The organism is Leucobacter insecticola (genome assembly GCF_011382965.1).
Lineage (GTDB): Bacteria > Actinomycetota > Actinomycetes > Actinomycetales > Microbacteriaceae > Leucobacter > Leucobacter insecticola.
Map to the genome: position 1 here is coordinate 117,536 of NZ_CP049934.1, position 24,858 is coordinate 142,393.

Sequence of the window (24,858 nt, forward strand, 5' to 3'; positions counted from 1 at the left end):
CGCGTGAAGGGCCCCGCTCTGCGGTGGCCCTTCACGCGAACGAGGCTTAACCGACCGGTTGGTCGTCATTCACCTTAGGCTCAGCCGACTCGGCATCCTCATCGGCAACCTTCTTCGCCTCCGCACTCGCCTTCTCGGCGAAGTCAGCGGGCAACACATACGCACGGTACTCCTCGTGTTCTCCATCAAGGACCGGCACAAAGCGCTGCTTCTCTTCAGAGCCCGAGGTGCGCAGGTAGGCGTCAACGGTGGCACCCGGCTCCAGCTTAGGGATTGTTACCAGAACGGGAACCTCAGGACCATCCGGGTTTCCGAACCGAGTACTACCGGTCGGCACCACGAACTCTGCGCGGGCCTGCTGCGTCCCCTCACCAGTGAAGGTGATGATGAGTTCCTGGTCCTGACTCGTGAGGTTAACCGTACTGAATACGACGTTGAAGTTTTTGCCGCTCTCATCGGCGATCAACATGAGGTTGCGCACGCTCACACCCTCAACGTCAACGTTGATACCGTCACTCGGCGCGTATGGCACCGTCGTTCCCTGCGGAGCAATGAGGCTACAGCCGGTTGCCCCGAGTGCAATGGTCGCCGCAATTGCGATGGACGAGGCGATCCGAATCTTCAAGGTGATCCTCCGAGCCGTGGTTGAGCATGGTGTGCGTCGCAAAAGCGTTCACAGTTATCTTTATCTTATCTGTGAACGCCAATGAGTTGCAGCTTAGGCTAGCCTAACTGAATCCAGGCAGCTGTGGTATTCTAGTGGCTGGACTGTAAAGGAGCCACTCGATGCAATTTGAGGTCGGAGAGACTGTTGTCTACCCCCACCACGGTGCAGCCAAGATCATCGAAGTGAAGAAGCGCAAACTCGGCGGTGAAGAGAAACTCTTCCTGAAGCTGCAGGTGAATCAGGGCGATCTCACCATTGAGGTACCCGCGGAAAACTGCGATCTTGTTGGCGTGCGTGACGTCATTGACCAGGAAGGTCTCGAACAGGTGTTTGAGGTGCTGCGTGCGCCTTTCACCGAGGAGCCGACGAACTGGTCACGTCGTTATAAGGCAAATCTTGAGAAGCTCGCCTCGGGCGATGTCATCAAGGTTTCTGAGGTTGTGCGCGATCTGTGGCGCCGCGATCAGGAGGTGCGTTCACTGTCAGCTGGAGAGAAGCGCATGCTCGCAAAGGCGCGCCAGATTCTCGTCTCTGAGCTCGCGCTTGCAGAGAAGACGGATGAGGAACAGGCTGGCGCCGTGCTCGACAAGGTGCTCGCTACGCCGTAGCACCTACATATTCAGCAACGACTAGCGCCCCGCACATTATGCGGGGCGCTAGTCGTTTTGCCGCTCACTCGTCAAGGGGGAAGACTCGGGTGATGACCGTCTGGACGTCGCGGTCGATCCCATCCAGACGAGTCTCGATTCCGTCAACGCGAGCCTCAAGCCGACCGAAGCGCTCGTCGACTCGCTCAAAGCGTTGGTCCACCTGTTCGAAACGCCGATCAACTTGTTCGAAGCGCTGGTCCACTTGTTCGAAACGCCGATCAACTTGCTCGAAGCGCTGGTCCACTTTCTCAAACCGGATCACCATTTCCGTTTTGAGCCCGTCGACGCGATCGATCACTCGTTCAAACTTCGCGGACATCGTCTGCGTAAAGGCGGTGATGAGGACCGCCATTGAAGCGGCAAAGACACCGATGACGGTCCATACCTGCGGCTCATTCATTGTGATCATGCCTCCATTTTGACTGGTTTCAATAGAGAATGCCAGGGCTCTGGCGGACGTTGTGGCCGAAAATGCAATCTGTGGATAAGTCGCTGGATCCTGGAAAAATCTGGCCTCTGTGGACGAAGCATGAATCGCGATCTGGGCCCCCAAGGAGCACCCGCCGATCCCCACTCCAACTTGCGGGACGCCCCGGCTGGGCCTCAGCACCGAGCAGCGTGGGAGACTAGTCTCATGACTGCTTCCGCGCTCAACAACGAAGAAGCGCCCGGCGGCGCCACACCGCACACCCTCCCAACGCTCGGGATTGTGCTCGTCGCAGCCGGCCGAGGTGAACGGCTCGGCGCGTCAGCCCCCAAGGCCTTCATTGATCTGCGCGGACGCAAGCTGATCGAGTTTGGGATCGCGGTCGCCACCTCACTTCCGCACACTGGCCACCTGGCGGTGGTCGTGCCCGAGGATCGCGCAGCCCAGGCACTCGAGATCGTCAATCGAGTGGTTCCCGCGGACTCCCCCTGGACGGTCACGGTGGTGCCGGGAGGTCGTGAGCGGCACGAGTCAGTGCGTTTCGGCCTCGACGCGCTCCCGGACTCGATTGATACCGTGCTGGTTCACGATGCCGCGAGGCCGTTTGCCAGCGCCGAACTGTTCGAGCGAGTGATCGGTGAGGTACGCCGCACCGGCGACTCCGTCATTCCCGCACTGCGGGTGGCCGATACGTTGAAGCGCATCGACGACGAGGGCATCGTGCACGAGACGGTCGATCGCACACCGCTCGTTGCCGTACAGACCCCACAAGGGTTTCCCCGTGAAACGCTCGCAGCCGCGCACGCGACCGCGCAACTCCACGCTGACATTCCCACTGATGACGCGGAGCTTGTGCAGCGTGCGGGTGGACGAGTCCGAACCGTGCCCGGTGAAATCAATGCCCACAAGCTCACTACCCCAGAAGACCTCCGCCTGCTCGAGTTTTTTCTCACCGCACACGCGCTCGGCCTGAAGGAGAACGCATGATCCGCGTCGGCAACGGCTTTGATGTCCACGCCTATGATCCCGCAGCTCCCCTGTGGCTTGCGGGCCTTGAGTGGCCCGGCGAACCGGGACTGTCGGGGCACAGCGACGGCGACGCCGTGTGTCACGCGATTGTGGACGCTCTCCTTTCCGCTGCGGGCCTGGGCGACATCGGCGAGCTCGTCGGCGTGGATCAGCCGGGCACTGAAAACGCCGCCAGCACTGGCTTCATCACCACCGCGCTGAGCCGCCTCGCCGAGCACGGTTGGCAACCGGTGAACGTATCGGCGCAGATCATCGGTCAGCGGCCGAAGTTCGCGCCGCGGCGCGGGGAGGCTCAGCGGGTGCTTTCGGATCTAATCGGCGCCCCGGTCAGTCTGGGCGCGACCACCACCGACCACCTCGGCTTCACGGGCCGCGGCGAAGGTGTTGCAGTCATCGCGACCGCGCTGATCACGCGGGGATAACGTGCTCACCACCCCGCACCCCGACGTGTAGCCCCCAAGCGCAAGCGCATAGACCCCCGAGTGTGCGCAACTTGTTCTTACGAGAGCGCATAAGAACAATCTGCGCACACACTACAACGGGAGACGCGGACTACTCGGAGACGCGGGCTACGCGGCGATGCAGGCTCCTCGGGGTCGCAGGCCCCAGCACGAGGGCAAGGCACGAGGCCTCGGCACGAGGGCGAGGCACGAGGCGAAGGCGAGAGCCTACGCCGGAAACGCCCCCACGAGGCGCACAGCGCCGCCGTTCGTGCCCTTGGCGCCCTGTTCGAAGCCAGTGAAGTCGCGCGGCGCCATCGAGATCGTGCCGGCGACCCAGGTGTCAAGACCCTCGGCGGTAAGCGCCGCCGCAACGTGTGAGGCGCGGTCGGCCGCAACCACCGCGAACATGCCGATGCCGAGGTTCCAGGCCCCCTCCAAGGATTCGAGGGTGTGCCCTCCGAGGTCCGCAAGATGGCGGAACACCGGCAGCGGCGACCAGGTGCCGCGATCCAACTCGACCCACGATCCCAACGGAAGCACACGCGCCAGGTTCGCCGCGATCCCGCCGCCGGTGACGTGGCTGAGGGAGTGGATCGCGCCTTCGAGCGCGGGATCCTCGAGTACGCGCAGAAGCGGAGAGGTATAGAGCGCCGTCGGCGTCAGCAGTGCCTCGCCGTAGCTCGCACCGAGATCCGCGCTGTGCCGCTCGTAGCCGATGCCGCGCTCCGAGAGAATGTGGCGCACCAGCGAGAAGCCGTTCGAGTGCAGGCCAGAGGCGCCCATCGCGAGCACCACATCGCCGTCTTGCACGAGCGATGCCGAGAGCATCCGATCGGCCTCAACCACTCCGGTCGCCGCGCCCGCAACATCATAGTCATCGGGGCCGAGCAGCCCAGGGTGTTCCGCGGTTTCACCGCCGACGAGCGCAGTGCCGGTGGCGGTGCAGGCGTCCGCGATCCCGCGCACGATGTCGGCGATGCGCTCAGGAACCACCTTGCCGCACGCGATGTAGTCGGTCATGAAGAGCGGTTTCGCCCCCACAACAACGATGTCGTCAACGACCATCGCGACGAGATCCTGACCGATGGTGTCGTGCTTGTCGATCGCCTGCGCGATCGCGACCTTGGTGCCGACGCCGTCAGTTGAAGAAGCGAGCAGCGGCCGCTTGTATCCGAGCAGGGCAGAAGCGTCGAACAGCCCCGCGAAGCCGCCGAAGCCGCCGACAACTTCGGGTCCGTGGGTGCGAGACACCGCCGACTTCATCAGTTCGACAGCGAGATCCCCCGCTGCGGTATCGACTCCGGACTTGGCATAGATCGACGCATTATCAGTCACCGTTCAAGAGTACCCTGCCCGAAACCTGGAAAACGGTGACCACCAAGAAACATGCGGCTCAAGTGTGGGAAACTTGTGGATGCGTCGGCCAGGCGCCTCGCCCATCTCCCAGGGAGCAAATCACTCAGCATGTGCGGCATCGTCGGTATTGTCTCGTCCGAGCCCGTCAACCAGCAGGTCTATGACGCCCTGCTCCTCCTCCAGCACCGCGGCCAGGACTCGACCGGGATCGCCACCCTTGACGGCGACTTCTTTCAGATGGTGAAGGCGAAGGGTCAGGTGCGCGAGGCGTATCGCACCCGCGATATGCGCAGGCTCATCGGCAATGTTGGGCTGGGGCATGTGCGCTACGCCACCCGCGGATCGGCAGAGCGCGAGGAGGAAGCGCAGCCCTTCTATGTGGGCGCGCCCTACGGGATCATCCTCGTTCACAACGGCAATCTTACGAACACGCGCGAGCTGACGGCAGACCTGTACAACGTGGATCGCCGCCACCTCAACACCCACTCCGACACGGAACTGCTGCTCAACGTCCTCGCGAACGAGCTGCAGGCCGGGATCGCGGGGCTCGCTCTCGACGCAGACCAGGTTTTCGGCGCGGTCTCCCGCCTCCACGAGCGTGTCGAGGGGTCGTACGCGGCCATCGCCATGATCTCCGGTTACGGGCTGCTCGCATTCCGTGACCCGTTCGGGATCCGCCCCCTGGTCCTCGGCCGCCGCACCGGTGCGAACGGGGCAGACGACTGGGTGGTGGCATCCGAATCGCTCGTGCTCGAATCGGGCGGATACGAGATTGTGCGCGACGTCGAACCGGGCGAAGCGATCCTGATCTCCCCCGACGGCACCATGCAGTCCCGGCAGTGCGCCCAGAACCCTCGCCTGCTCCCGTGCGCGTTCGAATACATTTACCTCGCCCGCCCCGACTCGGTGCTCAGCGGGATCTCGGTCTACGACGCCCGTCTGCGCCTCGGTGACGTGCTCGCCGAGCAGATCCAGCAAGAGCTGCCCGACCTCGACATCGACGTGGTGATGCCGATCCCAGATTCCGCGAGGCCAAGCGCCATGCAGGTCGCACAGAAGCTCGGGATCGAGTACCGCGAGGGCTTCTTCAAGAACCGCTACGTGGGCCGCACCTTCATCATGCCGGGCCAGGCGGTGCGCAAGAAGAGCGTGCGGCAGAAGCTGAACGCGATGAGTGTCGAGTTCAAGGGCAAGAACGTGTTGATCGTTGACGACTCGATCGTGCGCGGCACCACGTCTCGGGAGATCGTCGAGATGGCGCGGGCCGCGGGCGCAAAGTCCGTGATCTTCGCGTCGGCGGCTCCCCCGGTTACGCATCCCCACGTCTACGGCATCAACATGCCCTCGCGCGGAGAATTGATTGCGCACGACCGCACCCCGGCAGAAATTGCGGCTGAACTCGGCGCGGATCACCTCATCTACCAGACCGTCGAGGGTATGAATCGCGCGATCCTCGAGGGGCAGACCGAGGTTACCGAGCTTGAGGAGAGCTGCTTCACCGGGGAATACCTGGCGGGCAACATCGACGCAGAGTACCTCGCCTGGGTCGAGGAGACACAGGAAAGCTAGGCTCCCGGTTGCGGGGATTTCGACTCGCTATCGCTCGCTCAATCGGCGGGAACGAACGCTCGCTCAATCGGCGGGAACTCTAGCCGATTGAACGACTTTCACACCCCCGATTGAGCGACGCAGGAGTCGAAATCAAGGGCACCGAACAAACGAGCGGCCCTGACTACTTTTTGTCGGACTCGGGCTTTTCCGCGTCGGATGTCCCGTCAGCGGCGGCGTCAGGCTTCTCCGCGTCGTTGGAACGAACTTCCTTCTTCAGGATCCGCATCGACTGGCCCAGGCTCTTCGCGAGCCCCGGAAGCTTCGGCGCACCGAACAACAGCAGCACGATGAAGAGGATGACGAACAGCGTTGGGCCGTTCAAGTTTCCAAGCATATGAGGGACCGATCCGATCGTTAAGTTCAGCCCATTATCTCACGTCGGGCGTCGGCCTCTCAGACAGGGACTGATCCTGAGTCGTCTTTGACGTTTCGGCGTTTTCTGACACCGCAGAGGAAGCATCTGCCGCGACCGCTCCGCTTTCAGTTTTCTCGCCGTCCTCAGAAGTAACTTCCTTCTTCAGAATGCGTGCCGATTGCCCCAGGCTCTTGGCAAGACCGGGCAGCTTCGGTGCACCAAACAACAACAGCACGATAAAGAGTATGACTATGAGGTGCCCGCCCCCGAGGTTCTGCAGCATAATTCAGACTCCGTTCGATCAACTACGGCGATTATCGCACGTCAGACTGGATTGCAACCCCTGTGCCGCTCTGGCGGCTTGCGATCGAGTTCAGGAGCAATACGAGGAGCCCACCAACGGCGAGCCCGACCACCGCACCGATGAGTGCCACGAATCCCATCACCTGACCCATGGTGTAATCGGCCCCTTCGGCAACCGGGAAGAAAAGCGGCAGCAAGGCCGCAACCAGTGCGCCCAGGATTCCCGCCCCAACAACTACCCGCCCCACGCGCACGGAACGCTGCAGGGAAACCTGGACCTCGGACTCCTCGATCACGGGTTCCTGGGCGGGCTCTTCCGCGGGATCAGACATACTCATGGCTCTATTCTCTCAGTTTACAGCTGAGCAAACGAACAGTCTGGGTATCAATGCCGCGCGAATGGCAGCAGGCCATCAAGGTTTGCGCGTGATCCTGAAGCGATCACCCTGGCAGTATCCAGCGCTTCTTCCCATTCGAGAGCACCGGTGGCGAGCGCGATCCAGGTTGCGGGATCCATCTCGATCACGTTCGGCGGGGTGCCTCGCGTATGTCTGGGGCCCTGCACGCACTGCGTCGCACCAAAGGGCGGAACCCGCACCTCGACTGAGTTTCCGGGCGCCAGCTCGGCCAGATCCTCAAGCAAAAACCGTACGGCCGTCGCCACTTCGGCCCTCGCCGTGCTGCCGCCGACAACCGCGGCGAGCGCCTCCTGCCCGTCTTCGACTGAGATCTTTCGTTTTGCCACGCCACCGATCCTAGTCTCGCGGTGAACCTCCCTGAGACGGCCCGGGGGATCCACAATCTCGATGCCCTTCCCTGTAAAGTCCCGAGTGCTTCGCGTCGCGCAGCAACGATATCTGCGCAGTGTGTGGCGGCATCGTTGTCGAAATAACGGATCTCACGGACCTCCGCTACCATCGAGCGACCGCTGTTCCTCATGCTGTGTGACGAGACGCCGCCTGACGGATTCATCGAGCCTTCATTCCACGATTGATACCATGACAACTACTTCCCGTGAGTGATACCACTCACGGTTGCCCAGGGTTGCCGACTCGTCGTGGGGCTATCCGGCGCAGAACTCATTCCCTTCAGGGTCACGCATCACCCACCAGGATCCCGCTGGACCCTGGTCAACCCACGCGACCCTCTCAGCGCCGAGCGATTCCAGCCGCGTCACCAGAGGTGCCAACGCATCGGGTCCGACTTGCAGATCAAGGTGCAGGCGATTCTTCACTGTTTTCGCCTCGGGCACACCCTGGAAGAGGACTCTCCTCCCTTCCCCAATGCCGCTGAGCGGGACAAAGGGATCATCCGGGTGCCGGATCGCGGCAAGCCCGGCAAAGCGGTACCCCCCGCCGTGCTCCACCACCGCCGCATCCGGTAGCTGACCGGATTCACGCAACTGCGCAATGAACTCGCTCGGGTCCTCAACCACATATTCGAGCGCCGCCGCCCAAAAGTCGGCGAGCGCATTCGGATCCCGGCAATCGACTACGAGCTTCCAGTGGAGCGCCATGGCCCCTATCCTACTGGCGCCCCCTATCCGGCGCGGCCTCCCCTGTGCCGACGCGGCTCCGGCCCGGCGCCCAGTAACCCCGGGTGTGGTGAGTGACCGACTTCCCGTCGAGAGGCCCTCTTCCCAAACGCAGGGAATACGGTGACTCGCGGGGAACGCGGTCACTCACAGCACGCAGCACGCAGCAACCCGGTATCCTGGTTCGGTGAAGATCCTCGTGCTGGGCCCGGGTGCCCGCGAACACGCCCTTGTTCTCTCTCTCATCTCCGAGGAGGCCGGGCACGAAGTTGTCTGCGCCCCCGGGAACGCAGGAATCGCTGCGTCGGGCGTGGAGACCCCCGCGCTCGAGTACACCGATCCCGCAGCCGTTGAGGCCTTCGTCGCGGATCGCGGCTTCGACCTTGTGGTGATCGGCCCCGAGGCACCGCTCGTTGCCGGTGTCGCGGACCCGCTGCGCGCTGCCGGGGTTCCCGTGTTCGGTCCGAATCAGGATGCCGCGCAGCTTGAGGGATCGAAGGCCTTTGCGAAACGCGTCATGGATGCGGCCCAGGTGCCCACCGGGCGTGCAGTCCGCGTGGAGTCGACCGAAGCAGCAGAGACCGTGCTCGACGAGTTCGGGGCGCCCTATGTGGTGAAAGCCGACGGCCTGGCCGCAGGCAAGGGTGTGCTCGTGACGGAGGACCGGGCAGCAGCACTGGACCACGTCGCGACCTGGGCGCCCCACGGCGACGTACTCATCGAGGAGTTCCTCGATGGCCAGGAGGTTTCCCTCTTCTTCTTCGCAGATGGTCACGACGTCATCGCGTTAAGCCCCGCCCAGGATTACAAGCGCATCTTCGACGGCGACGAGGGCCCCAACACCGGCGGCATGGGCGCATACTCCCCACTGCCTTGGGTGTCTTCAGATTTTGTTGAGGAGATCACCCGCACCGTCGCGCTCCCCACCGTGCGCCAGCTTGAGGCGGAGGGCACACCCTTCATTGGGCTGCTCTACTGCGGCCTCATCGTCACTGAGAAGGGCGTGCGCGTTATCGAGTTCAACGCACGCTTCGGCGATCCCGAAACCCAGGTGGTGCTGGCCCGGCTCGAATCTCCGCTCAGCCAGTACCTGCTGGCCGCTGCGAACGGCACGCTCGCGGCGCAACCGGACCCGGTGTTTGCTCAGGATCCGGCGGTCATCGTGGTGGTCGCAAGCGAGGGCTACCCGGGCGAGGTGGCCACAGGCCGCGTCATCAGCGGACTCAGCCGCGCCTCTGCGGTGCCCGGCACGCACCTGGTGCACGCCGCGACGGCTCGCGGCCTGGAGGGTGAGTGGATCGCGACCGGGGGGCGCGTGCTCGGCGTGGTGTCGCGCGGCTCAGACTTCGTCCAGGCCCGAGCACGCGCGTACGAGGCCGTTGGCAAGATCCAGCTCGAAGGATCGCAGCACCGCACCGACATCGCCGCGCGCGTACTGTAGCAGCTCACGCCCAGGGCGCGCCCTTCGCCGGTGGCGCTAGTCCTTCTGCGACCCGCGGATGAGGTCGTCGAAGTTGGGCTCGTCAGCGGAATCGGAGTCGCCGTTTTCAGGATCGTGCTCGTCTGCGATCTCTTCATCGGCGAGGTCACCAAAGCCGAGTTCTGCAAACGCGAGGTCTTCGGGGTCAGGTTCCGCGGCAGGGGCCTCCACGGGAGAAGATTCCGAAGCCTGAGACTCTTCGATGCGAGCTTCTTCGACAGGAGCTTCCTCGACAGGAGCCTCAGCTGCAGCGATCTCCGTAACGGGAGTCGTATCCGCCGAGATTTCCGCCGCCTCTACTTCGAGAAGCTCATCCGTGTCGGTGCTAGCTTCTTGAAGCGCCTGCTCAGGCTCGCCCGCCTCAGCCTCGCCTGATTCAAGCTCGTCCTGCCCAGCCTCGGCCGCGTCAGGTATTTCAGCCGTGTCATCTTCGAGGGCGGGCGTCACGCCTTCCGCTCCCTCATCCTCGGCTTCACCTTCAGCTGCAGCTTCTTCCTCTGCAAATGCCCCGGCCGCCACGGCGGCCTCGACCGAGTCCACGAGGTCGGCGAGCAATACCTGCCACCCCTCCTGAGAAGCTGCGGCGCGTTCAGCAGCGTCCGGCAAAACGTCAAAGCCCGTCTCCGTGACCGTGATTCCAGTATCCGCCCCACGAGAACGCAGAGTGACCAGAACCGCGGTGGAGTACTGGTCTCCAGCATCACTCCAGCGAAACCCGATCGCGTGCCCATCAACCCACACGTCAACATCGCCGGAAGCATCGCGGCTGACGGCAGACCCTTCATCGGCTTCGGTCCACTGCTCGGCAACGGCTCCCCCGACACGCGGGTCAAGTCGCAACTCGGGCCACCATTCCTTGCGCAACTCAGAGTCGACGAAGTACGCCCAAACTGCCGCACGCGGAGCACGCGCGCGGCCTCGGGCAACTACAGGTCCCAGTGGGATCATCGTTCTCCTCAAAAAACTTTACGGACCCATCAATCATTTACGGATCAGACAACAGATCTGACCTATTACTTTACGACTGTAGGCCCAGCGGCTGACAACACGCCTGAGCCTGCTGGGAATGTCGAAAACGATTTGAGAGGCATCCGGGAAGTGGGAGAATGGCCTGGTGAACCTTCCCACTTCAGCAACTTCACTCGCAGGCTGGCAGCATATCTACTCGGGCAAGGTGCGTGACCTCTTCGTGCCTGAGAACGGGCCAGATAACATCTTGCTGGTGGTCGCGAGCAATCGTGTCAGTGCGTTTGACCACGTGCTTGACCCGGCAATCCCGGGCAAGGGCGCTCTTCTGACAGCGCTCTCAAACTGGTGGTTTTCGCGCATTGACATGCCGAATCACCTTGCGGATCCCGAGTCCGCGCCGCCAGTGCCCATGGAGGTCTCTGACCGCGCGATGCTGTCCCGCCGCCTCGAGATGTACCCCGTCGAGTGTGTGGTGCGGGGGGCGCTCACCGGATCCGGGTTCCTCGAATACCGGGAAACCGGAAGCGTATGCGGCATCGAGCTGCCCGCGGGGCTCGAAGACGGCGACCTTCTCGAAACTCCGATCTATACCCCTGCCCACAAGGCCCCGCTCGGCGAACACGACGAGAACATCAGTTACGAGCAGAGTGTGGAACTCGTCGGCCCGGAGGTCGCTGAGGCGCTGCGCGAAGCGTCACTCAAAATCTTCACCGCGGCGCGAGATCTTGCGGCCGAGCGCGGCGTGATCCTGGCAGACACCAAGTTCGAATTCGGGCGGGATCCCGAGACCGGTGAACTCGTGCTTGCAGACGAGGTGTTGACAAGCGATTCTTCCAGGTACTGGGATGCGAGCGTCTACTTCGATGCTTCGCTCAGCCGCGCGGATCGCCTCGCCTCTTTCGATAAGCAAATCGTGCGCAACTGGCTGCGCAGCAACTGGGATCAGCAGGGTGTTCCCCCACAGCTGCCAGCGGAGATTGTGTCGCAAACTCAGGATCGCTACCGCGAACTGTTTACACGGCTGACGGGTAAGAACTGGGGTTGATCCAACTCAGCACGTCAGCCGGTACTCACCATTCAGCCGGTGAAATCCCCCTGAATCTCACCGGCTGAGGTGTGAGCACCGGCTGAGCAGTCGGAGCGGCTAGAATAGGCGTGCTCACTTTCTGACGGATTTGGAGAACCGGTGCCCACGATTGTTGTTGATGTCATGCCCAAGGCCGAACTGCTCGACCCGCAGGGTAAGGCAACCACGGGGGCGCTTGATCGCCTCGGGCACGGCAAGTTCCAGAACGTCCGCATCGGCAAGCGTTTCGAGTTCACCGTCGAGGGCGAGGTGAGCGCAGAGGTGCTCGCCGAGATCCGCAAGGTCGCCGACGAAACTCTCTCAAACTCGGTCATCGAGGACGTGGTGTCGATCACCGTTGATGGCGCTCCTGTCGGGGTGGCAGCGTAATGGCACCCCGCATCGGCGTTGTCACGTTCCCCGGCTCCCTCGACGATCGAGATGCGCAGCGCGCGATCCGGCTTGCTGGCGCAGAACCGGTAGCACTCTGGCACGCAGCGCACGATTTGCATGGTGTTGACGCTATCGTGCTGCCCGGCGGCTTCAGCTACGGCGACTACCTGCGCCCCGGCGCCATCGCAGCCATCTCGCCGATCATGACCGAGGTGATCACTGCGGCCAACGCGGGCATGCCGGTGCTCGGGATCTGCAACGGTTTCCAGGTCCTCGTTGAGGCGCACCTGCTGCCTGGCGGGCTGATCCGCAACGCCAACCAGCAGTTCGTGCGTCGGGATCAGCGGCTGATCGTCGAGAACAACCGCACCGCGTGGACCAGCGAGTTTGCCGAGGGCGAAGAGATCGTGATCCCGCTGAAGAACGGCGACGGCGGCTACATCGCCAACAACGAAACGCTGAAGCGCCTCGAAGGCGAGGGCCTGATCGCGTTCCGCTACTCGGGCGTGAACCCGAACGGATCGCTCGCCGACATTGCGGGTCTCACGAATGAGCGTGGCAACGTCGTAGGTCTGATGCCGCACCCCGAACACGCAGTGGAGCCCGGTTTTGGTCCGGATACGCCGCAGGCGATGCGCTCAGGCCTCGACGGACTGCGCTTCTTCACGGGGGCCGTCAAGGTTCTCGCACAGCGGGTCTAGTTCAGGCTTTGACTTGGGCACGAGGTCGAGCCCGTAAGAGATGATCCGAACCTCGCCGCGGTCTACTTGAGTGGTGAATTCCCTTTCGGGAAGCCGCACGAAACCGAGGCGCTCATAGAGCCGTTGTGCCGCTTCCATGAAGTGCCCCGTGTGTAGCACGAGGCGGTGGGCGCCGCGATCCCGAGCGAGTTTCGCACAGTGCCGCATCAACAATTCGCCGATTCCACGTCCGCGAGCTTCCTCAGATACCCCGAGCAGGCGCATGTCCATCTCCCCGGGAGCGGAGTCTGACTGCAGGCGGTCACCCTCGTGCGGCACCGTGACGGATCCCAAGATCCTGTCGTCTTCTTCGACGACAAGCACTTGCGCCACCGCATCGCGGCTCGCTACATCTTCAATCTCTGCAAGATACTCGGCATCAAGCTCATACGAAGCCTCATACGCGGCACGCAAGAGAGCCCCAACTTGTGCGTACTCTTCGGGGCGCACCCGCCGAATCATCAGGGAATTACTCACCACAGAATTCTAGGGCACCGCGGACGCCGCCGTTCGGGCGCAGAATTTGGTCGCCGTGTGCACAGATGGTTCTTAAGCAGCGCGATAACAACAGCTTGCGCACACGCGGCAGGGTGCGCACCCCAAAGAGCCCACCGCCGTGTGCACAGATGGTTCTTAAGCAGCGCGATAACAACAACTTGCGCACACGCGAACCCTCACTTCCCGTGCAGCACCGGATCCCAGGCAGGGATCCGCCAGGCGATGCACCTGGCGGGAAACCGATCGAGCTACTGCAGAACGGAGAAGTCTGGCTGGCCGTCAGGGCCCGCGGGAAGTGGGCGGCCGTCAGCGAAGGTCGGCCAAGGCAGCAACTGCTGAGTGGGGGCCGGGAGCGGCTGGATAGGGGTCTGCGGAACTGAGGCGTACGGATCCGGAATCTGCTGGACAGGAACTGGCTGAGCGGCAACTGCGGCAGCGTGCGCAGCCTGGCTCGCAGCCCACTGTCTTTGGTGCGCTTCGCGCGCCGCAGCACGCTCCTCGGAACCGAGAGACCAGCGCAGCAGCAAGGTAATCGAAAGACCCAGCGCCGTAAGGATCAACAGCGCGGTTGCGATCTTCCAGTACAGATCCGGAACGAACAGATCGAACGCCTCAATCCCGACGGGAGCGGTAAACAGGATGCCAGAAAGGACACCCAGCACACTCGTGATGAACGCGAAACGACTCACCACCTCGCTCGTCTTTGCACCCATGCCGAGTAGCCACTGGCAACACAGGATGACCAGCCGAGTGACAACGATGACGAACACGGACTTCCAGAAGATCTCCCACATCAATGAGAAGTAGTTGAAGCGGGTCATCCAGATCACGATGAGAAGAAGCGACAAGATATACGCGTTTGCGATCAGAGCGACCGGAGCGTACCAGTCAGACTTTTGCTCGCGTCTCGTATCGAGCGCGGTGAAAAGCACAAACACGGCGAAGAGTGCAAACGTCGAGAACACCCGCTCGAACTTGCCCTCAAACTCACCGATGAACACAAGCGAGATCGACGCGATCGTGAGACCCGCGAGCAGGATAATGCTCACCTTGAGGAAGGTCGACATCTTTCGAGGCTTGACTGCGGGGCTCACCGCGACGGGCGCGGGCGCGCTAGTCTCCTGCGGATTCTGTGCTGCAGGATGAGCCGGGGCAGCCTCGGTCGCGCTCGTTCCGGGGATCTGCGTGTTCGAATCACTCATGTGCATCAGTCTTCCGTGTTCGGCTGAGAAACACCAACTTCTCACAGCACAAAAATCGACTTTACAAGGTGCATCCTTACAGAAATCTGCCCTCGAAGAGAAGCTATGCCGCACGCAAGCGGCACCGCCTATTTCCCGCGTAGACTAGGGATCGACCTTTCGGCTCGCGTCCGCGCAGCACATCCGTGCCGGTTGCGCGAGCGATCCCGCCTACATCAACGGAGCACATTCAGCGTGACTGACACCGCCGCAACATTCACCGGTCCCCGCCCCGATACTGTTCAAGACGCAGCAGCCACCCCTGAGAAGGTGCAGCCGTACGGCGCCCTCGGGCTGAAGGAGGACGAGTACCTCAGCATCCGCGAGATCCTGGGTCGCCGCCCCACTTCGGGTGAGCTCGCCATGTACTCGGTGATGTGGTCGGAGCACTGCTCCTATAAGTCTTCGAAGAAATATCTGCGTCAGTTCGGCCAGAAGGTGAACGACAAGATGAAGGAGCGGCTGCTCGTCGGGATGGGCGAGAACGCCGGTGTGATCGACGTGGGCGAGGGCTGGGCGGTGACCTTCAAGGTCGAGAGCCACAACCACCCCTCGTACATTGAACCGTTCCAGGGCGCCGCAACCGGCGTCGGCGGCATCATTCGCGACATTATTTCTATGGGCGCGCGCCCGGTTGCTGTCATGGATCAGCTGCGTTTTGGCGCGATCGACGATCCCGACACCGCACGCGTCGTACACGGCGTGGTGGCCGGCATCTCCTCCTACGCAAACTGCCTCGGCCTCCCAAACCTCGGCGGCGAGACCGTGTTTGACAAGGTGTACCAGGCGAACCCGCTCGTCAACGCGCTCGGCGTGGGCGTGCTGCGCCACGAGGATCTGCACACCGCTAACGCCTCAGGCCTCGGCAACAAGGTCGTACTCTTCGGCGCGCGCACCGGCGGCGACGGCATCGGCGGCGCGTCGATCCTCGCCTCCGATAGCTTCAGCGAGGGTGGCCCCACGAAGCGCCCCGCCGTGCAGGTCGGTGATCCCTTCGCGGAGAAGGTGCTGATCGAGTGCTGCCTCGAACTGTTCCACGGTGAGCTGGTGGAAGGGATCCAGGATCTCGGCGCCGCCGGTATTTCGTGCGCGACCTCGGAGCTTGCCGCAAACGGCGACGGCGGTATGTTCATCGAGCTCGATAGCGTACTGCTGCGCGATCCCTCCCTCACCGCAGAAGAGATCCTGATGTCGGAAAGCCAGGAGCGCATGATGGCGGTCGTGGCCCCGAGAAGCTTGACGCATTTCTCGCGGTCACCACGAAGTGGGACGTCGAGACCAGCGTGCTCGGCGAGGTCACCGACACGAACCGTCTGATCATTAACTGGCGTGGCGAGGAGATCGTGAACGTCGATCCCTCCACCGTCGCCGTCGATGGGCCCGTATATGACCGACCCGTCGCCTACCCGACGTGGATCGACGCACTGCAGGCCGCAGGCGTGAATGCCTCGGGACTCGCCCGCGCGACCTCCGGTGAGGACCTGCGCGCACAGATGGTCGCGGTCGCGGCCTCCCCCAACCAGGCATCCGTTGACTGGATCACGAACCAGTACGACAAGTACGTGCTCGGCAACACGGCGCTCTCCTTCCCCGACGGCGCCGGCATGATCCGCGTCGACGAGGAGAGCGGTCTCGGCATCGCTCTCGCTACCGACGCAAACGGCCGCTACTGCCAGCTCGATCCTTTCGTGGGCGCGCAGCTTGCGCTTGCCGAGGCGTACCGCAACGTTGCTACCTCCGGTGCCGTGCCGACCGCGGTGACCGACTGTCTGAACTTCGGCAGCCCAGAGGACCCCGAAGTGATGTGGCAGTTCTCGCGGGCAGTCGAGGGTCTCTCTGACGCCTGCCTCGCGCTTGAGGTTCCAGTGACCGGCGGCAACGTATCGATGTACAACCAGACTGGCGATACCCCGATCCATCCGACCCCCGTGGTGGGTGTGCTCGGCATTATTGACGATGTGGCACGGCGCGTGCCGAGCGGCTGGCAGGATCAGGGCGAGCACCTTTACCTGCTGGGCGTCACCCGCGACGAACTCGACGGCTCGGCCTGGGCCGAGACGGTGCACGATCACCTCGGCGGCCGCCCGCCCGTTGCCGATCTTGACGCAGAGCGTGCGCTCGCCGAACTGCTGCACGCGGCCTCGCAGGGCGGGCTGCTTTCGGGCGCTGTTGACCTGTCAGAGGGTGGCCTCGCGCAGGCACTCACCGACGGCGCGCTGCGCTTCGGCGTGGGTGCTCGCGTCTGGATCGAGGAGATCATCTCCCGCGACGGCGTCGACGCCACCGCGGCACTCTTCTCAGAGTCGCAGGCGCGCGTGCTCGTCGCGGTGCCGCACGAAGAAGAAGTCAAGTTCCGCGGACTGTGCTCGGGGCGTGACTTCCCGGTGCTCAGGATCGGCGTCACCGACGGTGCCGGCGCAGACGCGGTGATCGAGGTGCAGGATCGCTTCACGCTGCCCCTCGCTGAGCTCGGTGCGGCCTCCCGCGCGACGCTGCCGGAGCGCTTCGGGCCGGTCGTCGGCGAGTAACCGGGCCATCGTCGAGAAGCCATTATCTCGACGAGAAAGCACTCCCCGTGCGTCGGTGGGGTGCTTTCTCGTCGAGATAGTGCTTTGTCGACGCATCGGCCGCTGTGGTGGCAAGCTGACGCGGTGGAGCTAGCGCGGCAGTAAGGCCGCCGTGCGGGCGAGGATCCTCGCGTGGATCTCGTCCGCGGAGAGCGTGGCGTCGATCACGAGGAAGCGATCCGGACCCTGCTTCGCTAGCTCGAGAAAGCCCTCGCGCACTGCCCGGTGAAACTCGATCGCCTCGGCTTCAAGCCGGTCGTCTGAACCGCCACGGGAGACACGACGAGTGGCACCCTCACCGGGGTCAATGTCGAGCAGCACCGTCAACTGCGGCCAAAGGCCGTCAGAGGCCCACTCGCTGATCCGGCGCACATCTTCCACCGAGAGCACCCGGCCGGCCCCCTGATACGCAAGGGAAGAGTCGATGTAGCGATCCTGCACCACCACCGCATCCCGTTCGAGTGCAGGCCGCACGACCGTCGCGATGTGCTGTGCACGATCGGCCGCGTAGAGCAGCGCTTCAGCGCGCGGGGACACGTCGCCGCCGTGCAAGAGCAGCTTGCGCAGTTCCACGCCGAGGGTCGTACCTCCGGGTTCTCTGGTGCGCACGACCTCACGGCCGCGCTCCTCGAGCCACCCAGCAAGCAACTCAGCCTGGGTCGATTTCCCCGCGCCGTCACCGCCCTCCAGCGTGATGAAGAGCCCGCTCACGCTATGCGCCGCCCGCAGCCTCGGCCGCAGCCTTCTTCGCTGCGATCGTCGCGGCACGTTTGGCTGCCGTCGCGGCCTTTTGCTCGGGGGTCCGCTCGGCTCGCGGTTTCGCTGCGGCGGTCTTCTTGGCGGCCGTCTTTTTCGCAGCGGGCTTTTTGGCGGCAGCTTTGCGTGCGGGAGCCTTCTTCTTCTTTGCTGGGCCCTTGGCGCGCTTGATTGCGAGCAGTTCCGTCGCCCGTTCGAAGGTGATGTCCTCGACGCTGTCGCCGCGCGGAATCGTCGCGTTGGTCTCGCCATCGGTGACGTACGGCCCGAACCGGCCGTCGCGCACCTTCACGGGCTTGCCGCTCACCGGATCCGCGTCGAATTCCTTCAGCGCGGACGCAGCCTTGCGGGCGCCGTACTTCGGCTGTGCCAGCACCTCGAGCGCACCGGCAAGATCGATCGAGAAGATCGAGTCTTCGCTCGGCAACGTACGAGTCTCCGTACCCTTCTTGAGGTAGGGGCCGTAGCGACCGTTCTGCGCCGTAATCTCGGTGTCGGTCTCGGGATCCTTACCGACGACGCGCGGCAGATCGAGGAGCGCGACCGCGGTATCAAGATCCACGGTGGCGGGATCCATGCTCTTGAAGAGGGAGGCCGTGCGCGGCTTCTGACCCTTCGGGAGCTCTTCGCCCTCATCAAGCAGTTCGGTCACGTAGGGCCCGAAGCGGCCGTTCTTCGCGACGATCCGCTTGCCCGTCACCGGGTGCAGGCCAACCACACGATCCTCTGCCGGTTCGGCGTCGGCAAGCTCATGCGCCTTCTCGGGCGTGAGCTCATCAGGAGCCATCCCGTCGGGAATGTTAACGCTGCGGGGTTTCAACGTGCCGTCTTCGCCAACCTCGCACTTCTCATCGAACACCTCGAGGTAAGGGCCGTACTTGCCATTGCGCAGCGAGATCTCATCATCGATCTTGATCGTGTTGATCGCGCGCGCGTCGATCTCGCCGAGGTTGTCGACCACGCCGCGCAGGCCTGGGTGATCGTCGCCGCCGAAGTAGAAGGTGTTCAGCCAGGAGGTGCGATCCGTCGCACCTGCGGCAATTTCGTCGAGGTCGCTCTCCATCTCTGCCGTGAAGTCATAGTTCACGAGCGCACTGAAATGCTCTTCGAGTAGGCGCACCACGGAGAAGGCGATCCAGCTCGGGACGAGCGCCTGGCCCTTCTTGTTGACGTAGCCACGATCCATGATCGTGCTGATGATCGCGGCATAGGTAGACGGGCGGCCGATGCCGAGTTCTTCGAGGCGCTTGGTCAGGCTGGCCTCGGTGTAGCGAGGCGGTGGGCTCGTCTCGTGGCCCTTCGCTTCCGACTGCTCGATCCCGAGCTGTTGCCCGTTCGTGAGCTGCGGCAGCGTGACGTTGTCCTCTGCAGCGCCGCGCTTTTCGTCTTTGCCCTCTTCGTAGGCGAGGAGGAACCCGGGAAAGGTGATGACGGTGCCGCTCGCGGTGAACTCTGCGGCGGTCTCGCCCGCCTTCTCGTGCTCTTGCAGCTTCACACCAACGGTGACGGTGTCGGTCGACCCCTTGGCATCTGCCATCTGGCTGGCTACGGTGCGCTTCCAGATCAGTTCGTAGAGCAGGAACTCTCCGCCGTTCAACTTACTCTTGAGCGAGCTCGGCTTCTGGAAGGTATCCCCCGCGGGGCGGATCGCCTCGTGAGCCTCCTGCGCACCCTTCGCCTTGCCCGTGTAGACACGCGGTTTGTCGGGCACGGTCTCAGCGCCGTAGAGTGCGGCAGCCTGCGACCTGGCCGCCGTGATCGCTTGCTGTGACAGCGTCGGCGAATCGGTACGCATATAGGTGATGTAGCCGTTTTCATACAGCGACTGCGCATACGACATGGTCTGCCTGGAGCTGTAACGGAGCTTTCGGGAAGCCTCCTGCTGCAGCGTCGACGTGGTAAACGGGGCGGCGGGGCGCCGCGTGTGAGGTTTCGTTTCGACCGAGAGCACGTTTGCGGCGACATCGGCGGTGAGGAGCGCCGCAAGTGATTGGGCACGATCCTTGCCGAGCAGGATCACGCCGGCCTTGGCGGCCTTCTCCTTCAGCGTGCCGTTGTCGGTGAAGTCGCCGCCGGTCGCGAGACGTTGCTCGTCCAGCCGCACAAGCTTCGCCTCAAACCCCGAGTCTCCCGCCGGGGCGAACGTTGCGAGCAGGTCCCAATACTCGGCCGAACGGAACGCCTGGCGTTCGCGCTCGCGATCCACAACGAGCCTGGTGGCCGCCGACTGCACCCGGCCCGCGGAAAGCTTCGGGGCGACCTTGCGCCACAACACAGGAGAGATGTCGTAGCCGTAGAGCCGGTCAAGAATACGCCGGGTTTCTTGCGCATCAACCAGAGCGGTGTCGAGGTCGCGAGTGTTGGCCTTGGCCTGCTCGATGGCCTCCTTGGTGATCTCGTGGAACACCATCCGGCGCACGGGAACCTTCGGCTTCAAAACCTCGAGCAGATGCCAGGCGATCGCTTCCCCCTCGCGGTCCTCATCAGTTGCGAGCCAAAGTTCGTCAGCTCCCTTGAGTGCTCGCTTGAGTTCGGAAACGGTCTTCTTCTTGTTGTCATTGACCACGTAATAGGGCGCGAAACCATTTTCGACATCAACGGCGAACTTGCCGAAGGGACCCTTCTTCAGCTCGCTCGGCAACTCCGAGGGCTCTGCGAGGTCGCGAATATGTCCGACTGACGCTATGACCTCGTAATCGCTTCCGAGGTACGCACCAATCGTCTTTGCCTTGGTCGGCGACTCGACGATGACGAGTTTCTTCGTACCCTTCACGGGTCTCCTTCACGGGTTGACACACTGGTTGCGCGTGCGGCTCTTCGGTTCGTGCGCGAGTGACGCACGCACGAACTCGTTTTCGATGCGGTACGCATCGACACGATACACAGTCTGACATGTAAATGTCAGCTTCAGCACCGAGCACACTCAGTTGAGGCATTCAGCCTCACGGAAAACCAATGTACACAAAAGGATCCAAATCCGGATATGCGTTCGTCGGATAACTCGAAAGAGTGAAGTGGGTGTGAAGCCCCGAAGTGCACCCGCTCATTCCCGCGGAAGCGACCTGCTGCCCCGCGCTCACACGCACACCGGGAGCTATTCCGAGCGCGGAAAGCGAACCGGGATCCACGTGATTGTGGGAACTGTAGATGAAGCCGCCCGACACCTCGTGCCGCATCACCACGGTGATGTTGGGTCCATGCCACCACCACAACCGCGTCTGGCACACCGCCGGAACACTGCCTCCGTCGGGACCCGCCGCCACAATCACTCCGTCAAAGGGGGCGAAAAGCGCGCCCTCCGCAGTCACTGCTAGATCAATCGCGTAGCCGTCGTGAAAGCTCTGCGTAACACCTCGGGAGTCAGATGGCCACGCCCAACCATTAGCACCCACCGACCCCACGGAGCCGTGCTCTCCGAAGCTCGGAAGGCTCTGCGCCTCAGCCCTGGCCCGAGCCCGGGCTGACTGAAACCCCTCGCCTGCCTGCGCCACGATATGAGAAACAGCGCGGTCCGGGTCAACATTGCACTCCACCAGCGATGCACCCATCTCAAGCACCACCTGGTTCGCCACTGTGCACGGCTCCAAATCGATCCACCCAGTCATTGCGTCCGCTGCGGCGAGCGCCGCAGCGTCGGCGGCACCAGCGGCACTGTGACGTGCCTCTACGTGGGTTGCCGCAGCAATCACTGACAGTCCCAAACACACCGCCACCGCCGAGCAAGCCAACACCGCCGGGGCGCTCACCGCGTCATTCCCATCATCTGCGCGCCCCCGCCATAGCGGCGCAGGCTCGTGCCGATACCCCGAGTTCCGAGAGGATACCCCGCACTGGGTGGGAAATGAGCGTGACGCAGAGCAGCGGATCGGGATGTTCCCGTTCAACCACCACGTCACGACCCAGCTGGCCGAGGGCCGCGGTAGCGGCCGCGTCATCACCGCGAGCCTCGGCACGAGACACCTCACCCGCCACAGACACCAGGGTGATGCGATGGGCGGCAAGAAGAACTCCACTCACCACGAGCCCGAGAACAATCAGCACAGCGGGCAACACGATCGCAAACTCCGCCGTGACTGTGCCCCGTTCATCCCGCAGCACCCAGCGCATTCTCAACCAGTTCAACGAGCATCGCCCGAATCGCGTCGGAGCGTACGATTGCGACAAGCACGCCCGCAAAAGCTACCGCGGCCATGATAATAATTGCGTATTCTGCCGTCACGGCACCGCTCTCGTCCTTGGCCACACGAGTGAGGGTTGTCAGCCTATTACGGGTCCTGAAGCCGACAGCTGGGCGATCTCCCAGTGCTGATGGGTGCCGAGGGGCGGGGAGGAATCTCAGCGGCGCAGCGGTGCGAGGGGTCCCTGCGACAGGGCCTAACTCCCCCGACAGCCCCTCAGAGGTTCGATCAGAAACAAGTTCAAGTCTATTTTTCACGGTGGTTCCCTTATCTCTTGTGCACGGCTTCGGGGGTCCCGATGCCTTCAATGTTGACGCTTCAAGGCCTCGAATAGTCAAGGAATTCGGAATCTGTGGACAAGTCCAGTTGGTCGAGGCGAAAAGGGTGGGTGTGAGCGCCGATCGAACCCGGCAGGTGCAGAACCCGACAGGTTCAAAACCCGGCAGGTTCAGAACCCAGCACTTTCAGAACCCAGGGTTCTGACCAAGCATGCTGATCACAACCGGCATCACCCCCATGACGATGAAGGATGGCAGCACGCAGACTCCGAGCGGCAACAACACCCGCACACCGAGTTGCTCCGCTGCGGCCTCCATCTCAGAGTGGGTGCGGTCGCGAAGAGAATCAGCTTCTTCAAGCAGCAGCGGGCGAAGTGGCATGCCGAGCACCGCCGCTCGCCGCACAGCGGTCTGCAACGCACCCCCGGAGCAGAAGGCATCGAACGGCACCCAGCGGGCCCCGAGATCAGCAACGCAGTCGACGACCCGTCGGATCGCCTCGCCCGGCGCTGCCCCGCCACCAAGCACGATCCAGGCAAGGTCGCACTCGAGCCCCGCGACACGGTCTGCGAGCCGCAGACCCCTCACCAGAGACCGGGCCCAGAAGATCCCGCCTCCGAGGAGCGCCACGCCAAGAAACACCAGGCAAAAGCCAAGCGGCGTGATGAGTAGTGGCAGCGGGTCGAACCCGATGAGCCACCCGAGACCGAGGGCCACCGGAGGCAATGACGCCACAAGGCGCACGGTCGCTTGGGGCCCCGATACAAGCACACGACGCCGTTCTCGGAGCTGTTCCAACGCACGGAGAGCGGCCGCCATTCGTGCGAGCGTGGGTGCCAGGGGCGCTCCTGCTTCTTCGGAAAGCCGCCAGGCCGAAGCCAGCACGGACCACTCATCGCCAGAACACTCCGCAATGGCCGCCGCAACATCGACGCCTGCACTCACCCGCTCGTGAATCTGGTGGACCTCGCCGCCCTGCTCTGCTTCCGAGGCGAGTACAGCAAAGACCCGCCTGGGTGCCACCCCTCCGCGAAGCAGCGCAGTGCAGCGCGCAGCGACCGAACTCGCCGTTGACTTCGCGGCAGGCACCGAGCGGGTTTGGGGGCCACGTACATCCGCTATCGCTAGCTGTACCTCATCGCCCGTCACGGCATCACCTCCTCAATCGCCAGATCACCGGAGTTCGAAAGGACCAGTTGGCCGATCGCGACAATCCGGAAGCCCTGAGGCCCCGCTGCCAACTGCACGATCGCGTGCAACGCTGAAACCGCCTGCCGCGCAAGCGCTCGGCTGTCGAGTCCTGCCAGCGCCCCGAGCGCCTCCAAGCGCGAAGGCACTTCCTGAATTCCGCTCGCGTGGAGTGTGCCTGCACCACCGTCGTGCCCGGTGTTGAGAGCCGCGAGTAGCGTCGCGATCTCGGCGCCCCGGCACTCCCCGAGCACGATTCGGTCAGGCCGCATCCGTAGCGCCTCCCGCAACAGCTGGTCGACGGGCACCTCACCGATCCCTTCCGTGCTCGCCTGCCGAGCTTCGAGCGAGATCGTGTGCTGATGGTTCAGGCGGAGCTCCGCCACATCCTCGATGGTGATGATGCGTTCGTGCGCTGCGGTGAGGTCGAGCAGCGCAGCAAGCACTGTTGTTTTCCCACTGCCGGTGCCTCCCGTGATCAGGATGTTGCGGCGGCTCGCCATCAGGTATTTCAGATGCGCTGCGGTCTTTGCATCGCACAGCCCCGCGCGCACCAGCGCACTGAAGGTGAGCGGCGATAGCCTGGGAACCCTGATCGACACGGCCGCTCCAGAGGCAGAAATCGGTGGGAGCACCGCGTGTACTCGGATCCCGTTTCCAATCTGCACGTCAGCACACGGATGCAGCTCGTCGAGGTGTCGCCCTCCGGCAGCGATCAGCTCGGTCGCGAGTTTGTGGATCGCCGCTGGCGGCGCTTCCCACCCGTTTGCCCGCGCAAGCACACCACCGCGGTCGGCCCAGAGTTGCCCGCGTCCATTGCGCACCTGCACCAGCACGTCCCGGAGCGTCGGCTCATCAAGCAGTGGGAGTAGCCCACCCAGGGCACGCCGAGCGGCAAGGCTCAGTCCCGCGGTCCGTGTGACCCGGGCGCCAGGAGCTGAGCCACCCTGGCGTTTCGCGCCGGGAACCCCGCTTTCTTGAAGGAAAGTAGGGATCTCACGGCGGGCCGCTCCCGAGTCCATGTTTTTTGAGTCAGGTTGCATAGCCGTAGCAAATCAGTTCTTTAGGGCTCACGGGGCCGATCCTCAAATCTGTGGACAACTGGATTATTACGGCCACAAATCGCGCC

26 protein-coding genes and 1 pseudogene are annotated in these 24,858 nt (G+C 63.3%); 9 read left to right on the top strand and 18 right to left on the bottom strand.

Annotated features, from left to right (window positions below; all coding sequences use genetic code 11):
* Positions 1-46: 46 nt before the first annotated feature.
* Positions 47-625 (bottom strand): DNA modification methylase, encoded by a 579-nt coding sequence (locus G7067_RS00545; protein WP_166321252.1) that lies wholly within the window; start codon positions 623-625, stop codon positions 47-49.
* Between the two features lie 161 nt (positions 626-786).
* Here G7067_RS00545 and G7067_RS00550 point away from each other — a divergent pair, with 161 nt between their 5' ends.
* Complete coding sequence (locus tag G7067_RS00550; protein WP_166321254.1) at positions 787-1,275, top strand: CarD family transcriptional regulator; 489 nt, start codon at positions 787-789, stop codon at positions 1,273-1,275.
* Positions 1,276-1,339: 64 nt separating this feature from the next.
* On the opposite strand, the gene G7067_RS00555 is transcribed toward G7067_RS00550, so the two are convergent.
* Complete coding sequence (locus G7067_RS00555) at positions 1,340-1,870, bottom strand: hypothetical protein (protein WP_166321256.1); 531 nt, start codon at positions 1,868-1,870, stop codon at positions 1,340-1,342.
* Positions 1,871-1,951: 81 nt separating this feature from the next.
* Between G7067_RS00555 and ispD the strand changes: the two genes are divergently transcribed.
* On the top strand, positions 1,952-2,731 hold the full coding sequence (gene ispD / locus G7067_RS00560; protein WP_166321258.1) for a 2-C-methyl-D-erythritol 4-phosphate cytidylyltransferase: 780 nt from the start codon (positions 1,952-1,954) through the stop codon (positions 2,729-2,731).
* The gene (ispF, locus tag G7067_RS00565) at positions 2,728-3,195 is read left to right on the top strand and encodes a 2-C-methyl-D-erythritol 2,4-cyclodiphosphate synthase (RefSeq protein ID WP_166321260.1); all 468 of its coding nucleotides are present in this window, start codon (positions 2,728-2,730) and stop codon (positions 3,193-3,195) included. Before ispD ends, ispF begins: the two co-directional genes overlap by 4 nt.
* A gap of 246 nt (positions 3,196-3,441) precedes the next feature.
* On the opposite strand, the gene purM is transcribed toward ispF, so the two are convergent.
* Positions 3,442-4,551, bottom strand: coding sequence for a phosphoribosylformylglycinamidine cyclo-ligase (purM, locus tag G7067_RS00570; protein ID WP_166321262.1), 1,110 nt, complete (start codon positions 4,549-4,551; stop codon positions 3,442-3,444).
* A 129-nt stretch (positions 4,552-4,680) separates the two neighbouring features.
* On the opposite strand from purM, the gene purF reads away from it, so the two are divergent.
* Positions 4,681-6,141, top strand: coding sequence for an amidophosphoribosyltransferase (gene purF / locus G7067_RS00575; RefSeq protein ID WP_166321264.1), 1,461 nt, complete (start codon positions 4,681-4,683; stop codon positions 6,139-6,141).
* 163 nt (positions 6,142-6,304) lie between these two features.
* On the opposite strand, the gene G7067_RS00580 is transcribed toward purF, so the two are convergent.
* The 5 genes from G7067_RS00580 to G7067_RS00600 all read right to left on the bottom strand — a co-directional run bounded on the left by G7067_RS00580 (position 6,305) and on the right by G7067_RS00600 (position 8,357).
* Positions 6,305-6,505: a twin-arginine translocase TatA/TatE family subunit gene (locus tag G7067_RS00580; RefSeq protein ID WP_280115725.1), complete on the bottom strand. Its 201-nt coding sequence runs from the start codon at positions 6,503-6,505 to the stop codon at positions 6,305-6,307.
* 46 nt (positions 6,506-6,551) lie between these two features.
* A complete protein-coding gene (locus G7067_RS00585) occupies positions 6,552-6,821 on the bottom strand; it encodes a twin-arginine translocase TatA/TatE family subunit (protein WP_166321267.1) in 270 nt (89 codons plus the stop codon).
* Between the two features lie 31 nt (positions 6,822-6,852).
* The gene (locus G7067_RS00590) at positions 6,853-7,179 is read right to left on the bottom strand and encodes a hypothetical protein (RefSeq protein WP_166321269.1); all 327 of its coding nucleotides are present in this window, start codon (positions 7,177-7,179) and stop codon (positions 6,853-6,855) included.
* A 47-nt stretch (positions 7,180-7,226) separates the two neighbouring features.
* Complete coding sequence (locus G7067_RS00595; RefSeq protein WP_166321271.1) at positions 7,227-7,586, bottom strand: sterol carrier family protein; 360 nt, start codon at positions 7,584-7,586, stop codon at positions 7,227-7,229.
* A gap of 318 nt (positions 7,587-7,904) precedes the next feature.
* Complete coding sequence (locus G7067_RS00600) at positions 7,905-8,357, bottom strand: VOC family protein (RefSeq protein WP_166321273.1); 453 nt, start codon at positions 8,355-8,357, stop codon at positions 7,905-7,907.
* 205 nt (positions 8,358-8,562) lie between these two features.
* Here G7067_RS00600 and purD point away from each other — a divergent pair, with 205 nt between their 5' ends.
* Positions 8,563-9,816 carry a phosphoribosylamine--glycine ligase gene (purD, locus tag G7067_RS00605; protein WP_166321275.1) on the top strand — a complete coding sequence of 418 codons (1,254 nt, stop codon included), beginning with the start codon at positions 8,563-8,565 and terminating at the stop codon, positions 9,814-9,816.
* A gap of 36 nt (positions 9,817-9,852) precedes the next feature.
* On the opposite strand, the gene G7067_RS00610 is transcribed toward purD, so the two are convergent.
* Positions 9,853-10,803 (bottom strand): SRPBCC family protein, encoded by a 951-nt coding sequence (locus tag G7067_RS00610; protein WP_166321277.1) that lies wholly within the window; start codon positions 10,801-10,803, stop codon positions 9,853-9,855.
* Positions 10,804-10,969: 166 nt separating this feature from the next.
* On the opposite strand from G7067_RS00610, the gene G7067_RS00615 reads away from it, so the two are divergent.
* From G7067_RS00615 to purQ, 3 genes are all read left to right on the top strand, one after another.
* Entirely contained in the window at positions 10,970-11,869 is a 900-nt protein-coding gene (locus G7067_RS00615; protein WP_166321279.1) for a phosphoribosylaminoimidazolesuccinocarboxamide synthase, read from the top strand.
* 141 nt (positions 11,870-12,010) lie between these two features.
* Positions 12,011-12,280, top strand: a complete 270-nt coding sequence (gene purS / locus G7067_RS00620) for a phosphoribosylformylglycinamidine synthase subunit PurS (protein ID WP_166321281.1) — start codon at positions 12,011-12,013, stop codon at positions 12,278-12,280.
* Positions 12,280-12,984: a phosphoribosylformylglycinamidine synthase subunit PurQ gene (gene purQ, locus G7067_RS00625; RefSeq protein WP_166321283.1), complete on the top strand. Its 705-nt coding sequence runs from the start codon at positions 12,280-12,282 to the stop codon at positions 12,982-12,984. Before purS ends, purQ begins: the two co-directional genes overlap by 1 nt.
* On the opposite strand, the gene G7067_RS00630 is transcribed toward purQ, so the two are convergent.
* Positions 12,922-13,500, bottom strand: coding sequence for a GNAT family N-acetyltransferase (locus tag G7067_RS00630; protein ID WP_166321285.1), 579 nt, complete (start codon positions 13,498-13,500; stop codon positions 12,922-12,924). The two genes, purQ and G7067_RS00630, sit on opposite strands and share 63 nt — an antisense overlap.
* Before the next feature lie 269 nt (positions 13,501-13,769).
* Complete coding sequence (locus G7067_RS00635) at positions 13,770-14,723, bottom strand: hypothetical protein (RefSeq protein ID WP_166321287.1); 954 nt, start codon at positions 14,721-14,723, stop codon at positions 13,770-13,772.
* A 234-nt stretch (positions 14,724-14,957) separates the two neighbouring features.
* Here G7067_RS00635 and purL point away from each other — a divergent pair.
* A pseudogene (gene purL / locus G7067_RS00640) lies at positions 14,958-17,290 on the top strand (phosphoribosylformylglycinamidine synthase subunit PurL).
* A gap of 129 nt (positions 17,291-17,419) precedes the next feature.
* Here the strand turns inward: purL and tmk are convergent.
* From tmk to G7067_RS00675, 7 genes are all read right to left on the bottom strand, one after another.
* The gene (tmk, locus tag G7067_RS00645) at positions 17,420-18,040 is read right to left on the bottom strand and encodes a dTMP kinase (protein WP_166321289.1); all 621 of its coding nucleotides are present in this window, start codon (positions 18,038-18,040) and stop codon (positions 17,420-17,422) included.
* A gap of 1 nt (position 18,041) precedes the next feature.
* On the bottom strand, positions 18,042-20,858 hold the full coding sequence (gene topA / locus G7067_RS00650) for a type I DNA topoisomerase (RefSeq protein ID WP_166321291.1): 2,817 nt from the start codon (positions 20,856-20,858) through the stop codon (positions 18,042-18,044).
* A 169-nt stretch (positions 20,859-21,027) separates the two neighbouring features.
* Positions 21,028-21,831: a M23 family metallopeptidase gene (locus G7067_RS00655; RefSeq protein ID WP_166321293.1), complete on the bottom strand. Its 804-nt coding sequence runs from the start codon at positions 21,829-21,831 to the stop codon at positions 21,028-21,030.
* A 13-nt stretch (positions 21,832-21,844) separates the two neighbouring features.
* Positions 21,845-22,192, bottom strand: coding sequence for a TadE/TadG family type IV pilus assembly protein (locus G7067_RS00660; protein ID WP_166325534.1), 348 nt, complete (start codon positions 22,190-22,192; stop codon positions 21,845-21,847).
* Positions 22,170-22,328 (bottom strand): DUF4244 domain-containing protein, encoded by a 159-nt coding sequence (locus G7067_RS00665; protein ID WP_244301154.1) that lies wholly within the window; start codon positions 22,326-22,328, stop codon positions 22,170-22,172. Before G7067_RS00665 ends, G7067_RS00660 begins: the two co-directional genes overlap by 23 nt.
* A gap of 399 nt (positions 22,329-22,727) precedes the next feature.
* Positions 22,728-23,690 (bottom strand): type II secretion system F family protein, encoded by a 963-nt coding sequence (locus tag G7067_RS00670; protein WP_244301155.1) that lies wholly within the window; start codon positions 23,688-23,690, stop codon positions 22,728-22,730.
* Positions 23,687-24,751, bottom strand: coding sequence for a TadA family conjugal transfer-associated ATPase (locus tag G7067_RS00675; RefSeq protein WP_166321295.1), 1,065 nt, complete (start codon positions 24,749-24,751; stop codon positions 23,687-23,689). Before G7067_RS00675 ends, G7067_RS00670 begins: the two co-directional genes overlap by 4 nt.
* Positions 24,752-24,858: the final 107 nt, after the last annotated feature.

Coding starts and splice junctions, on each gene's coding strand:
- ispF (WP_166321260.1), top strand. CDS start 2,728: ATGATCCGCGTCGGCAACGGCTTTGATGTCCACGCCTATGATCCCGCA.
- G7067_RS00550 (WP_166321254.1), top strand. CDS start 787: ATGCAATTTGAGGTCGGAGAGACTGTTGTCTACCCCCACCACGGTGCA.
- G7067_RS00675 (WP_166321295.1), bottom strand. CDS start 24,751: ATGGACTCGGGAGCGGCCCGCCGTGAGATCCCTACTTTCCTTCAAGAA.
- G7067_RS00635 (WP_166321287.1), bottom strand. CDS start 14,723: ATGAGTGATTCGAACACGCAGATCCCCGGAACGAGCGCGACCGAGGCT.
- purF (WP_166321264.1), top strand. CDS start 4,681: ATGTGCGGCATCGTCGGTATTGTCTCGTCCGAGCCCGTCAACCAGCAG.
- G7067_RS00660 (WP_166325534.1), bottom strand. CDS start 22,192: ATGCGCTGGGTGCTGCGGGATGAACGGGGCACAGTCACGGCGGAGTTT.
- ispD (WP_166321258.1), top strand. CDS start 1,952: ATGACTGCTTCCGCGCTCAACAACGAAGAAGCGCCCGGCGGCGCCACA.
- G7067_RS00585 (WP_166321267.1), bottom strand. CDS start 6,821: ATGCTGCAGAACCTCGGGGGCGGGCACCTCATAGTCATACTCTTTATC.
- purQ (WP_166321283.1), top strand. CDS start 12,280: ATGGCACCCCGCATCGGCGTTGTCACGTTCCCCGGCTCCCTCGACGAT.
- G7067_RS00600 (WP_166321273.1), bottom strand. CDS start 8,357: ATGGCGCTCCACTGGAAGCTCGTAGTCGATTGCCGGGATCCGAATGCG.
- G7067_RS00590 (WP_166321269.1), bottom strand. CDS start 7,179: ATGAGTATGTCTGATCCCGCGGAAGAGCCCGCCCAGGAACCCGTGATC.
- G7067_RS00610 (WP_166321277.1), bottom strand. CDS start 10,803: ATGATCCCACTGGGACCTGTAGTTGCCCGAGGCCGCGCGCGTGCTCCG.